At 74.5% G+C, this 12,060-nt stretch carries 8 protein-coding genes; 4 read left to right on the top strand and 4 right to left on the bottom strand.

What is annotated here, in order from left to right; all coding sequences use genetic code 11:
- Window positions 1-65: 65 nt before the first annotated feature.
- Window positions 66-1,049 (bottom strand): methyltransferase domain-containing protein, encoded by a 984-nt coding sequence (locus AC3ET3_RS28560; protein WP_432133067.1) that lies wholly within the window; start codon window positions 1,047-1,049, stop codon window positions 66-68.
- Window positions 1,050-1,155: 106 nt separating this feature from the next.
- Between AC3ET3_RS28560 and AC3ET3_RS28555 the strand changes: the two genes are divergently transcribed.
- The 4 genes from AC3ET3_RS28555 (at window position 1,156) to AC3ET3_RS28540 (ending at window position 8,920) form a co-directional block, all read left to right on the top strand.
- Window positions 1,156-1,569, top strand: a complete 414-nt coding sequence (locus AC3ET3_RS28555) for a globin (protein ID WP_432133362.1) — start codon at window positions 1,156-1,158, stop codon at window positions 1,567-1,569.
- 268 nt (window positions 1,570-1,837) lie between these two features.
- Entirely contained in the window at window positions 1,838-5,077 is a 3,240-nt protein-coding gene (locus AC3ET3_RS28550; RefSeq protein WP_435613146.1) for an FtsX-like permease family protein, read from the top strand.
- Window position 5,078: 1 nt separating this feature from the next.
- Entirely contained in the window at window positions 5,079-7,817 is a 2,739-nt protein-coding gene (locus AC3ET3_RS28545) for an ABC transporter permease (protein ID WP_435613129.1), read from the top strand.
- Window positions 7,818-7,969: 152 nt separating this feature from the next.
- On the top strand, window positions 7,970-8,920 hold the full coding sequence (locus tag AC3ET3_RS28540) for an ABC transporter ATP-binding protein (RefSeq protein WP_435613128.1): 951 nt from the start codon (window positions 7,970-7,972) through the stop codon (window positions 8,918-8,920).
- Between the two features lie 179 nt (window positions 8,921-9,099).
- Here AC3ET3_RS28540 and AC3ET3_RS28535 read toward each other — a convergent pair whose 3' ends face one another.
- From AC3ET3_RS28535 to ettA, 3 genes are read right to left on the bottom strand one after another with little or no spacing between them, the layout of a single operon-like run.
- Entirely contained in the window at window positions 9,100-9,774 is a 675-nt protein-coding gene (locus AC3ET3_RS28535; RefSeq protein ID WP_432133070.1) for a DUF8185 domain-containing protein, read from the bottom strand.
- Window positions 9,771-10,187, bottom strand: a complete 417-nt coding sequence (locus tag AC3ET3_RS28530; RefSeq protein WP_432133071.1) for an acyl-CoA thioesterase — start codon at window positions 10,185-10,187, stop codon at window positions 9,771-9,773. Before AC3ET3_RS28530 ends, AC3ET3_RS28535 begins: the two co-directional genes overlap by 4 nt.
- A gap of 6 nt (window positions 10,188-10,193) precedes the next feature.
- Entirely contained in the window at window positions 10,194-11,858 is a 1,665-nt protein-coding gene (gene ettA, locus AC3ET3_RS28525) for an energy-dependent translational throttle protein EttA (RefSeq protein ID WP_432133072.1), read from the bottom strand.
- Window positions 11,859-12,060 lie beyond the last annotated feature (202 nt).

Below are 12,060 nucleotides of genomic sequence, written 5' to 3'. Positions count from 1 at the left end.
CGCAGCGGCGCCGCGTCGGCCGTGGCGGCGCACACGGCCGGAAGGACCGAAAGAGTCAGGAAGGGTCAGGAAGGGTCCGGCAGGGGCCACGCGTAGGGCCCCGCCGGATCGTCCAGCCATGCCCAGGCCCGGCCCTCCGCCACCGTGATGCCGTACCGCTCCCGGCCCGGCATCCCCTCGCGCCGCCACAGCGCGAACGCCTCCTGGGGTGCGAGGACGCCCCGGGTCAGCGCCACCAGGAACCGGAACAGTTCGTTCTCCCGGGCCCGGTGCGGCACCCCGCCCAGGGCGACGGGCTCCGGGCCGGGCCGGCCGCGCAGCGGTACGAAGTAGGCCGGGGACCGCAGGAAGGACCCTTCGGCGTGGTCCGCGTCCCGGACGGTCAGCGTGAGCAGTCCGGTGGCCAGCGGCGTCAGCACCCGCGCACCCGGCCGGCACTGGGCGAGCCAGGCGCCCGGCACGGTGTCGAGGGCGCAGGTCGCGATGATCCGGTCGTAGGGGGCCCGCTCGGGCACGCCCCGCGCCCCGTCGCCCGTGACCACGGCGGGGTGGTGGCCGGCGGTGGCCAGATGGCGGCGCGCGGACTCGGTGATCTCCGGGTCGAGGTCGACGGTGGTGACCCGGTCGTCGCCGAGGCGGTACGACAGCAGCGCCGCGTTGTAGCCGGTGCCGGCCCCGACCTCCAGCACCCGGTCGCCGTCCTCGACGCGCAGCTCGGCGAGCATCAGGGCCATGAGGGAGGGCTGGCTGCTGGAGGACACCAGTTCGCCGTCGCGCAGCCGGGTGGCCAGCGGGGTGTCGGCGTAGGCGCCGCGCAGCCAGCGTTCGCGGGCCGCCGGGTCGGGGCTCTCGCCCCAGCGCCGTTCGTACCCGCCGGTCGTGGCGACGTAGTAGTACGGCACGAAGAGGTGGCGCGGCACCACCGCGAACGCCTCCCTCCAGCGCGGATCGGCGGCCAACGCCCCGCTGGCCTCGATCTCGCGCACCAGCCCGGCCCGCGCCGAGACCGCGAGGTCCGCCAGGTCCTGATCGCGTGCGTCCGCACCCATGTCTCCACTGTGCGGCCCCACCGCGCGGGAGGCGAGCACCCCCGCCGGGGCGGGGCGGACCGGAGGGGACCTACGCCCCGAGTCCTCGGTCGCCGCGTCTGAGACCATGGGGTGCGTGAAAGAGATTCGGCGCGGCACGCTTCAGGAGCAGACCTTCTACGAGCAGGTCGGCGGGGAGGAGACCTTCCGCCGGCTGGTCCACCGTTTCTACCAGGGGGTGGCCGAGGACCCCCTTCTGCGGCCGATGTACCCGGAGGAGGACCTGGGCCCGGCCGAGGAGCGGCTGACGCTGTTCCTCGTGCAGTACTGGGGCGGCCCCACGACCTACAGCGACCACCGCGGCCACCCGCGGCTGCGCATGCGGCACGCACCCTTCGTGGTGGACCGCGCGGCGCACGACGCCTGGCTGCGGCACATGCGGGTGGCGGTCGACGAACTCGGGCTGTCCGAGGAGCACGAGACGACGCTGTGGAACTACCTGACGTACGCGGCCGCGTCGATGGTGAACGCCCCCGACTGACCCCTCCCGCGGCACGGTCTCGTCCCACGGCACCGTCCCGTCCCACGGCAGCGTCTGGTGGCGCGCCACGGACCCTTCCCGCCGTCCAGAATCCCGAATTCCGGTCACCGCACGCCGATTTCCGGTCACAATCCGGTCAAGGCTGATCCACAATCGCTTACCGCGGACGCGACCGGTCTGACAGCATCACCGAAGATCTGGTCAGCGAAGGCTTGGGGGAAGCCGGGTGGCGTCGTACGCGGGTTTCGCTCGACTGGTCGTACGGCGGATGCGGCCGCACCGGCCGCTGCTGGCCGCCGCGCTGCTCACCGTCCTGCTGACGACGGCCGTGCTGGCCGCGCTCACCGCCTACTCGGGCGCGATCGGCGACGCCGCGCTGCGCCACTCCCTGGCCCGGCCGCGCAACGCCGCCGACACCGCGCTGGTCGTCACCGCCGAGGTGCCCGCCGACCGGCGCGCGGCGGCCGACACCGCGGTCCGCGAGGGGGCGCGCAAGGCGTTCGACGGGCTGTCGGTGACGGTGCGCACCCTGGTGCGGTCCGGCCCGTACGGGCTGCCGCGCTCCCTGCAGCCGCCGGAGAAACGGTCCGGCGACCCGGATCTGACCCACTTCGCGGCGCTCGACCGGAGCCAGCTGCGGCTCGCCTCGGGCCACTGGCCGAGGGCCGCCGACGACACCGGCGCGATCGAGGCCGCCCTGCCGCAGCCCGCCGCCCGCGTCCTCGGGGTGGAGCCGGGCACCCGGATCCACCTGGCCGACCGGCTGGGCGGCCCCCCGGTCGACGTCGTCGTCACCGGGCTGTACCGCCCGCTCGACCCGGCCGCCCCGTACTGGCGGCTGGACGCGCTGGACGGCCGCGGGGTGAAGAAGTCCAGCTTCACCACCTACGGCCCACTGCTGGCCGACCCGTCCGTCGTGACCGGCGGCCGGGTGAGCGCCGGTCCCTCCGGGTGGCTCGCCTCCGCCGACTTCGCCTCGCTGACCACCGGCCGTCTCGACGCCCTCGGCGACTCGGCGCGCTCCGCCCGCGCGGCCCTGCGCGCGGACCCCGCGCTGAACGGCGGCACCGCCACCACCGCCCTGCCCGATGTCGTCGACCGCGTCCAGCGCTCCCTGCTGGTCTCCCGCTCCACCCTGCTGGTCGTCGCCCTGCAGCTCGCGCTGCTCGCCGTGTGCGCGCTGCTGCTGGTGGCCCGGCTGCTGAGTACCGAACGCCTCGGCGAGACCCGGCTGCTGCGCTCCCGGGGCGCCTCCGGAGGACAGCTCGCCGCCCTGGCCGCCCTGGAGGCAGTGCTGCTGGCGGTCCCGGCGCTGGTCCTCGCCCCGCTGCTGGCGGCACCGGCGACCCGGCTGCTGTCCGCCTGGGGCGCACCCGCCCGGATCGGACTGCACCTGGACGTACCCGTCGGCGGGCGCACCGGGGTGTGGCTGGTGACCGCCGGTGTCGCCCTCACGTGCGCCCTCGCGGTGAGCGTGCCGGCCCTGACCGGCTCCGGCCTGCGCGAACGGCGGGCCCGCGCCCTGCCCATGCCGCTGCGGGCCGGCGCCGACCTGGGGCTGGTCGCCGTGGCGGGCGTCTCCTACTGGCAGCTGGACCGGCGTACCTCCGGCGCGGTGGCCCCGGACCGCGGCGGCGCCCTGGGCATCGACCCGCTGCTGGTGGCGGCGCCCGCGCTGCTGCTGCTCGCCGGAACCGTGCTGACGCTGCGGCTGCTGCCGCCGGTGGCCAGGCTCGCCGAACGCCGGGCGACCAGCGGGCGCGGCCTGACGTCGGCGCTGGCGGGCTGGCAGGTCAGCCGTCGCCCGATGCGGGGCGCGGGCCCGGTCCTGCTGCTGGTCCTCGCCGTCGCGCTCGGCATGCTGGCGATCGGCCAGGTGTCCTCCTGGGGCCGCTCGCAGGAGGACCAGGCCGACTTCGCGGCGGGCGCCCCGCTGCGCGTCCTCGGCGCGGGCGACGGCGAGCTGGGCCGCACCCAGGAGTACGGTGCCGTGCCGCACGTCGCCGCCGTCGCGCCGGCCGTGCGCAGCACCCTTCCGGTGGCCGGCGACCGCACGGCGACCGTGCTGGCCCTGGACACCGAGCGCGCGGCGGACACCGTGCTCATGCGCCCCGACCTGGCGCCCGCCCCGGCGCGGGAGCTGGTGGCCGGGCTGGCGCCGAAGGGTACGGCGGTGGGTGCCGCCGTACCGGCCGACAGCACCCGGCTGGTGCTGACGGCGACGCTGCGCAGCTCGGTCGCCGGGTCGGAGTCCGCGCCCACCGTCGCGCTGACCGTGCAGGACGACCACGGCACCCCCTACCGGCTGCCCGTCGGCCGGCTCCCCGCCGACGGCCGCCCGCACCGGCTGACCCTGGAACTGGGCGGCGGACAGGGCGAGCTGACCCTCACCGGGGCGGAACTGGTGCTGCTCGTGCCGTCCGGCCGCGCCGAGCACCACACCCTCACCCTGGACGCCCTGAGCGCGGCCGGGACCGACGGCACGGCACACCCGGTGCCCCTGCCCACCTCGTGGACGGCGAGTTCCGCCACCGACGGCCAGGTCTCCTCGCGGCCCTCCCCCGACGCCCCCACCCGGCCCGCCGAACCGCGCGTCACCACGGGCCCGCCGCTCACCCTCGAGTACGGCACCGGGTACGTGCCCGCCGAGGAACCCTGGCTCACCCCCGGCCTCACCGTCCGGCTGCACGTTCCCCAGCCGCCCGCCGGCGCCGTGACCGCCCTGGCCACCGACCGCTTCCTGACCGCCACCGGCGCCCGTCCCGGCCAGAGCCTCGACATCACCTTCGAGGGCCAGACCGTTCCCGTACGGATCGGGCACGCGGTACGCGAACTGCCGACGGCCGGGCCCGCCGAGGAGGCGAGCGGCGACGGCGGCGCCCTGCTCCTGGACCTGCGCGCCGTGAACCGGGTCCTGCAACAGTGCTACGGCGTCTTGGCCGCGCCCACCGAGTGGTGGCTGCGCCCCGGCTCACCCGGTGCGACCGCCCAGGTCGCGGCCGCGCTGCGGGCCCGCCCGGACATGGACCCGGCCCAGGTGGTGGTGCGCGACGAGATCGCCGCCGAGCTGCGCGACGACCCGTTCGGGGCCGGCCCGGAGGCCGCGTTCACGGCGGCGGCGGGCGCGGCGGCGGTGCTGGCCGCGCTGGGCTTCGCGGTGAGCGCCGCCGGATCGCTGCGCGAGCGGGACGCCGAGTTCGCGGTGTTGCGGGCGCTGGGCGCGCCCCGCCGGCGGCTGGCCCGCACGGTCGCCGCCGAACACGGCGTGCTGGTGGCGCTGGCACTGGCCGTGGGCACCGCCCTGGGCACCGTGCTGACCCGGTCCGTGCTGCCGCTGATCGTCCTGACCGGCCAGGCCACCCGCCCGGTGCCGGATCTGCTGGTGGAGCTGCCGCCGACGCGGGTGGCCGCGCTGCTGGCCGCGGTGGCCGTCGTGCCCGTCCTGGTCACGGCGGTGCTGTCGGTACGGCGGGCGGATCCGGTGCAGGTGCTGAGGGAGGCCGACTGACATGCCGAACCCGATCAGGCGCCCCCCGCGGGTCGCCGCCCCGTGGCTGCGCACCCGGCTGCGCGCGGCCCCCGGCGCCGCCCTCGCCCTCGCCGTCCTCGTCGCGGTGACCGCCTGCCTCGCCGCCGCGTTCCCGCGCGCCCTCGGCCGGTACGAGGACGCCGCGCTCCGGCACACCGTGGACAAGGCGCCGCGCAACTGGAGCTCCGTCCAGCTGTCCGCGCCCGAACCGTACGCGACACTCCCCCAGGCCGAGCGGGAGAGGCTGCTGAACGCGGAGGTCCTGGCCCAGCAGTACGCCAGGGTCCGCGCCCTTCCGCGCGCGCCGCTCACCACCGACCCCGGGCAGTCGACGTACGGGGTGCGGACCAAGGTCGACCTGGAGACCGCCGATCCCTGGCTGCCCCGGCCGAGCGAACTGCCCGCCCGGATGTCGCTGGTGGCCCAGGCGGGGCTGGCCGAGCACGCCCGGCTGCGCGGGGGCCGGCTGCCGCACCTGTCCGGCCCGGTCACCGCCCGGACGGCCGAGGTCGAGGGCGCGGTCACCGCCGCGACCGCCCGGACCCTGCACATCGAGGTGGGTTCGGTCATCCATGTGCCGGCGCTGGACCGGGGCTGGTTCGCCGTCCGGATCACCGGCATCGTCGAACCGCTGGACCGGGACGACGCCTACTGGTCGTACGACCCGCTGCTCCACGAGCCCCTTCTGGTGAAGCTGCCGCCGGGCGGCCCCGACTCCCCCAGCTACTGGCTCGGCGCGCTGCTGCTGCCGCCCGAGGCCGGGCCCGCGCTCCTCGGCACGACCGGGAACCCGTACCCGTTCTGGCGGCTGACGCCCCGGCAGGACGCGCTGCACCACCAGGACCTGGACCGGCTGCGGTCCGCCGTCGGGTCCCTGGTGTCCGGACCCGATCTGCGCACGATCCGCGGCTTCACCAGCCCGTACACCGACGCGAACACCAAGCTCGACCGGGTCCTCGGCTCGTACGACCGCCTGCAGTCCGCGATCTCACCGCTGATCGCGGTCGCCGTGTTCGGCACCGGCACGGTGGTCGTGGTGGTGCTGATGATGGCGGGCGGTCTCGCCGCCGACCGCCGCCGCACCGAGCTGGCCCTGCTGCGGGCGCGCGGCGCCTCACTGAGCGGCCTCACCGTCCGGCTGCTGGCCGAGACCGCGGTGGTCGCCGTGCCGGCCGGCGCCCTGGGCCTGGCGGCGGCGCTGCTGGTCCTGCCGGACGCGCGCGCCCTGCCCGCCGCCCTGGCCGCTCTCGCCGTGACCGTCCTGGCCTGCGTCGCGCTCCCGCTGCGCGCGGCCGCCGCGCACCGCGTGGTCCGCCTGCACGCGGCCCGTCAGGACGTGACGTCCGTACGGCCGTCGCGGCGCCGCACCGTCGCGGAGCTGACCCTGGTGGTGATCGCGGCCGGCGCGGTGGAGGCGCTGCGCCGGCAGGGCACGTCCGGTGACCAACTGGTGTCCGCCGCGCCGGTCCTCGTCGGCGTGATCGCCGCGCTCGTGCTGGTGCGTCTCTACCCGCTGCCGCTGCGCGGCCTGGCCCGCCCGGCCGGCCGGCTGCGCGGCTTCGTCGCCCATCTGTCGCTGGCCCGCGCCGGCCGCACCTCCGCCTCGGCGGTGCTGCCGCTGCTCGCCCTGCTCACCGCGCTCACGACCGCCGCGTTCGGCGGTTCGGTGCTGGCGGGCGTGGACCAGGCGCGGGACCGGGCGGCGCTGCTGGAGGTCGGCGCGGACGCCCGGATCGAGTCGATCACGTATCCGCTCGCGACCGGGCTGGCCGACCGGGTCGGGAACGTCTCCGGGGTGCGGAACGTGACCGCGGTGAGCGTCGACTACCAGGGCAGGCCCGGCAACGGACGGCACTCCGTACCCGTGGTGGGCGTCGACCCGGCCCGCTACGCGGACCTCGCGCGGGAAACCAAGCTCGGTGCCTTCCCCGCCGGTGAGCTGGCCGGGGGCGGCCGGGGCGAGGCGCTGCCCGCGCTGGCCTCGCAGGCGGTGGCCGAACGCTACGGCAGGGCGCCCTTCGAGGTCGCTCTGGCGGACGGCAGCACCGTCACCGTCCGCATCACCCTGGTACGGGCCGTCACCCCCGCCGTGCCCAGCGAGAACTTCCTGGTCGTGGACCGCGCCGGGCTCGCCACCGAGGCCGCCCGGCCGACCGCGCTGCTGGTCAGCGGGGAGCACGCGGACGGCGACGCGCTGCGCCGGGCGGCCGGGAGCGCCGTGTTCGTCCGGGTCCGCGCCGCGGAACGGGCCCGCTACGCCGACTCGCCCCTGCAGTCCGGCACGGAACGCCTGTACGCGGCGGCCGTCGCGGCGGGCGCGGGCTACGCCGTGCTCGCCCTGATGCTGGCCCTGCTGCGCACCGCCCCCGAACGCGGGGCGCTTCTGGCCCGGCTGCGCACCATGGGCCTGACCCGGGCGCAGGGCCGCCGCCTGCTCGTCCTGGAGTCGCTGCCGCAGGCCGCGCTGGCCGCGCTGGGCGGCGTGCTCACCGGGTGGGCCGCGATCCGGCTGCTCTCCCCCGGCCTGGACCTCACCGTGATCGCCCTGCCGGCGTCGTCCTCGACGCCGAGCCGCGCGGAACTCCACACCGACCCGTTGTCCCTGACCGTCCCGGCCCTGGCCGTGATCGCGGTGACGGTGGGCGTGGCGGCCGTCCAGGCATGGTGGTCGGGGCGGCGGGGGACGGTACGGGAACTGAGGGTGGGGGACGGCAGGTGAACGGGCGGGACGAGGTGGCCTCTCGGGGGGACCGGGACCCTCGGGGGCACCGAGACCGCCGTGGAGACCGAGACCGCCGTGGAGACCGAGACGACCGTGAAGCCCGAGACGACCGTGGTGGAACCGGAATGAGCCGGCCGCGAAGGAGTGCCATGACGACGACCGACCCCACTCTGGCCGAGCTCACCGACCGGGTCACCAGCGCCCGCGAACAGCCCGGCTACGGACACGACGCGCTGATCACCTGCGACCGGCTGGTCCGGGTCTTCTCCACGGACGGCGTGGAGGTGCAGGCGTTGCAGGGCCTGGACCTGCTGGTCCGCGAGGGCGAGCTGATGGCGCTGGTCGGCGCCTCCGGAAGCGGCAAGTCCACGCTGATGAACATCCTGGCCGGTCTCGACACCCCCACCGCCGGTGCGGCCCGGGTCGCCGGCCACGACCTGCTGGCCATGACCGCGAAGGACCGCCTCCGCTACCGCCGCAAGGTGGTCGGCTTCATCTGGCAGCAGACCTCCCGCAACCTCCTGCCCTATCTCACCGCCGCCCAGAACGTGGCCCTGCCACTGCAGCTGACCGGCCACCGCGCCCGAGCCCGGGACGAACGCGCGCTCGCCCTGCTGGAGTTGCTGCAGGTCGCCGACTGCCGGGATCGCCACCCTCACCAGATGTCCGGCGGGCAGCAGCAGCGCGTGGCCATCGCCGTGGCCCTCGCCAACGACCCGTCCGTGCTGCTCGCCGACGAACCCACCGGCGAACTCGACTCACACACGGCGGAACAGATCTTCGCCGCGTTCCGCACGGCCAACGAGGAACTCGGCACGACCATCGTCATCGTCACCCACGACAGGGCCGTCGCGACCGAGGTCCGCCGCACGGTCGCCATCCGCGACGGCCGCACCTCCACCGAGGTGCTGCGCCGCAGCGAGGTCGACGCGAGCACCGGCCACGAGACGGTCGTCGCCCGTGAGTACGCCATGCTCGACCGGGCCGGCCGGCTCCAACTGCCCGCCGAGTACACCCGGACGCTGGATATGCGGGACCGGGTGGCGCTCGATCTGGAGGAGGACCACATCACGGTGTGGCCGGATGACAGCGCGGGCTGAGCGGCGGGGGCGGGTCGCTCGTCCGGCGGGCGCTCGTCAGGTGGGCGCTCGTCAGGTGGGGGCTCCTCCGGTGGGGCTCCTCCAGCAGCCGCCCGTCCGGCAGGCGCTCGTTCGGTGGGGCTCCTCCGGCAGGCGCCCGTCCGGTGGGCTCCTCCAGCAGGCGCTCGTCCCGCGGTTCGTCAGCGGACGCTGAGGCCGAACGTCCCCAGCCCCGACCGCCGTACGGCGACGGAGCCGTAGGGCGTGCGCAGCCGCAGCCACGCGCCGGAGGCGACCAGCCGCGCCGGTGCCGCGGCGCCCGCGCGCAGGAAGCCGAGCGACTGGGCCGCGTGCACGGCGCGCACCGGCAGCCCGGTGTCGGCGATCGTCCGGGACCATATCTCCCGCCCGATCAGGTCGAGTCGGGAGCGGGTGCGCTCCTCGGGCGCCAGTTCCTCCGTACGGCCGCGGAACTCCGCGACGGCCGTCGAGACGAGCCGGCGCAGCTCCTCCGCGCCCGGCAGCCCGGCGACCGGCTGCCAGCCGCCGCGCGGCGGCAGCACACCCGCCCAGGGCGGGCCGGTGACCGCCGCCGGCACCGCGGCCGTGGCACCCGCCTCGTCGACGGACTCCAGCAGCTCACCGGCGGAGACGGTCACGTCGAGGGTGTCGTCCAGCCCGTGCTCGTAGGGCTTGGCCAGCCGTACCGCGCGTACCGCCAGCACCTCGAAGGAGGGGGGCCGCCCGAAGACGGCCAGCGCGGTGCCGACCGCCTGAAGGCGGACCGCGGCGCCCCGGTCGTAGTGGAGCAGCCGGGAGAGGAAGGCGGCGAGATCCGCCGCCTCCCCCTCGTCGGCCAGGTGGAGCACGGTCATGCGGCGACGGCCTCCTCGTCGCCGACATCGTCCGTGTACTCCCGGAGGAACTCGCGTTCCTCCTCGGTGATCCGGCGGGGCCGCTGTGCCTCGAAGTCGAAGGGCACGATGACCGTGGAGGCCCGCACGTAGACGACCTCGCCGTCCTTCACCTCATAGGTGAGGGTGAACGACGCGGCCCGTATCTCGGTGACCCACAGCTCGATGTCGACCGGGGTGTGCCGGTGGACGAGCTGCCGCTTGTAGTCGATCTCGTGGCGGGCCACCACCGACCCCTGCTGGAAGTCCTTGTCCGGGCGGAACAGGAAGTCGATACGGGCTTCCTCCAGGTAGCGGAGGAAGACCACGTTGTTGACATGGCCGTACGCGTCCATGTCCGCCCAGCGCAGCGGGCAGCGGTAGAGGTGCCGCAAGATCGATCAGCCCCGGGTCAGCTTCTTGTACGTCGCACGGTGCGGACGGGCCGCGTCCGGGCCGAGCCGCTCGATCTTGTTCTTCTCGTACGACTCGAAGTTGCCCTCGAACCAGAACCACCTGGAATCACCCTCGTAGGCGAGGATGTGGGTGGCGACGCGGTCGAGGAACCAGCGGTCGTGGGAGACGACCACGGCGCAGCCGGGGAACTCCAGCAGCGCGTTCTCCAGGCTGGACAGGGTCTCGACGTCCAGGTCGTTGGTCGGCTCGTCGAGGAGCAGCAGGTTGCCGCCCTGCTTGAGGGTGAGCGCCAGGTTGAGGCGGTTGCGCTCACCGCCGGACAGCACACCGGCCGGCTTCTGCTGGTCGGGACCCTTGAAGCCGAACGCGGACACGTACGCCCGGGACGGCATCTCGACCTGGCCGACGTTGATGTAGTCGAGCCCGTCGGACACGACCTCCCAGAGCGTCTTCTTCGGGTCGATGTTCTCGCGGCTCTGGTCGACGTAGGAGATCTTGACGGTCTCGCCGACCTTGATGTCGCCGGAGTCCGGGGTCTCCAGACCCTGGATCATCTTGAACAGGGTGGTCTTGCCGGCGCCGTTGGGGCCGATGACGCCCACGATGCCGTTGCGCGGGAGGGTGAAGCTGAGGCCGTCGACGAGGACCTTCTCGCCGAAGGCCTTGTTGAGCTTCTCGACCTCGACGACCACGTTGCCCAGGCGGGGGCCCGGCGGGATCTGGATCTCCTCGAAGTCCAGCTTCCGCATCTTCTCGGCCTCGGCGGCCATCTCCTCGTACCGCGCGAGGCGGGCCTTGGACTTGGCCTGCCGTCCCTTGGCGTTGGAGCGGACCCACTCCAGCTCTTCCTTGAGCCGCTTCTGCCGCTTGGCGTCCTTCTGGCCCTCGACCTTGAGACGGGTCTGCTTGGTCTCCAGGTACGTGGAGTAGTTGCCCTGGTACGGGTAGGCGCGGCCGCGGTCGAGTTCGAGGATCCACTCGGCCACGTTGTCGAGGAAGTACCGATCGTGGGTGATGGCCACGACGGTGCCCTCGTACTTGGCGAGGTGCTGCTCCAGCCAGTTCACCGACTCGGCGTCGAGGTGGTTGGTGGGCTCGTCGAGCAGCAGCAGGTCGGGCTGCTCCAGCAGCAGCTTGCACAGTGCGACGCGGCGCTTCTCACCACCGGAGAGGTTGGTGACGGGCCAGTCGCCGGGCGGGCAGCCCAGGGCGTCCATGGCCTGCTCCAGCTGGGCGTCGAGGTCCCAGGCATTGGCGTGGTCCAGCTCCTCCTGCAGCTTGCCCATCTCGTCGAGCAGCGCGTCGGAGTAGTCGGTGGCCATCAGCTCGGCGATCTCGTTGAACCGGTCGAGCTTGCCCTTGACCTCGGCGACGCCCTCCTGGACGTTCTCCAGGACCGTCTTCTCCTCGTTGAGCGGCGGCTCCTGCAGCAGGATGCCGACGCTGTAGCCGGGCGACAGGAACGCGTCGCCGTTGGAGGGCTGCTCCAGCCCCGCCATGATCTTCAGAACGGTCGACTTACCGGCACCGTTCGGCCCGACGACGCCGATCTTCGCCCCGGGGAGGAAGTTCAGGGTGACGTCATCGAGGATCACCTTGTCGCCGTGCGCCTTGCGCGCCTTGCGCATGGTGTAAATGAACTCAGCCAAGAGAAACCGTCCGGCAGCTTGAAATCAGGCAGTGGGCAGATACACCCCATCTTGCCGGATCGCCACCCCTGGGGGGAAACCCGTATGGGCCTGCCCCCCTGACCTGGGCTTTCGCCACTGCCGGTCACGACTCGCCTGTCACTGTCGGTCGCCATCGGTCGGCCTCGGGCACCCTCGCACGGCCCAGAGACGGCCCAGGGTT

The organism is Streptomyces sp. bgisy159 (genome assembly GCF_057707805.1).
The sequence above is the reverse complement of the archived record's forward strand: the minus strand, read 5'-3'. Positions and strand labels throughout refer to the sequence as shown.